Annotated in this window: 1 protein-coding gene; it reads left to right on the plus strand. The window is 60.0% G+C overall.

Translation table 11 applies throughout. The annotated features are described in order from the left end of the window. Window positions 1–1,105 (plus strand): alpha/beta fold hydrolase (locus EOB49_RS33910; RefSeq protein ID WP_127383504.1); only part of this gene is annotated, 1,105 nt, incomplete at its 5' end. Window positions 1,106–1,300: the final 195 nt, after the last annotated feature.

Raw genomic sequence — 1,300 nt, forward strand, 5'->3', positions numbered from 1 at the left:
GGTTTCGACCCTTGAAGAGCGCATGGAAGATGTTCGGGCTGTGCTGGATGCCGTCGGGTCGCAGCGCACTGTTTTGTTCGGCAGTTCCGAGGGCGGCAACATGTGCATGCTGTTTGCCGCGACCTATCCCGAGCGAACGGCAGGACTTGTGCTCAACGGTGCGTTTGCCCGGGGCATATGGTCGCCGGATTATCCCTGGGCCAAGACCAGGGAACAGATGGAAGCCGAACTCGCCATCATCGAACGCGACTGGGGCGAGCCGGCGGATCTGAGCAATGCGGCGCCGAGCTTGATGAAGGACGCATTCGAGAAGGAGTGGTTTGCTGCTTTCCTGCGCAATTCAGCCTCACCGGCCGACGCAATCTCGCTGTGGCGCTGGAGCACCGAAATCGACGTCCGCTCCATCCTTCCAGCCATTCACGTGCCGACACTTATTGTACACAGAACGGGCGATCGCTGGGTCATGGTGGAGGAGGGGCGATATCTGGCAAGGCATATTGCAGGCGCAAGATATGTCGAGCTTGCAGGCGACGACCACGTGATCTGGGGACACGATTGCGATCGCCTTATCGATGAGATCCAAGCCTTTGTTGCTGGAGCGCTGCCAGTAGGCCCGGACGAGCGCGTGCTCGTCACCGTTCTGTGCGCCGAGATCGTCGAATCGCGGCCAGAACTCGCCCATGCTGATCATGGACCGCTACTGGCGCACTGGCACAACAACGAAATAGGCGTCGAACTGGACCTTGCGGAAGGCCTAGAAATTCGACGTAGCGCAAACAGCTTCCTCGCCGTTTTCCACCGGCCGACGCGTGCGGTCCAGTGCGCGTTCGCGATCCGCAACAGGATGGAGCCATTCGGTCTTGTCCTTCGTGCCGCTGTGCATATTGGCGAGTGCGAAAAGCACGGCGATGACTTCACCGGCATCGCCATCGACTTGGCCTCGGTCATGCTTGGTCAAGCCTTGCCGGGTGAGATCATTGCGTCGCGGATAGTCCGTGATCTGGCAGCGGGTTCTGGTCTGTCTTTTGAAGAGCGTGGCCAAACAACGGTTGGTGACGCCACGGAAAGCTTGCAGTTTTATTCGGTCGCATGGTCAGCTCCCTGACGAGTTTGGAACCTTGGCTGCGTCGGCAGATCAGCAAAACCGCCGCTGCCATTTTGTGCGGTCGGTCAAGGGCTGGCCGTCACAACTCCTTCTGCGCCAATTCCCTGAATTCGTCGGGAACCGAGCGTGCCGCCTCCAGCGCCACCGTGCCGTAGCCGACGGCCTGTTTGCCGAAGCGCTCGCGGATCTTGTCGA

This window comes from Mesorhizobium sp. M7A.F.Ca.MR.148.00.0.0 (genome assembly GCF_003997735.1).
Taxonomy (GTDB): Bacteria; Pseudomonadota; Alphaproteobacteria; order Rhizobiales; family Rhizobiaceae; genus Mesorhizobium.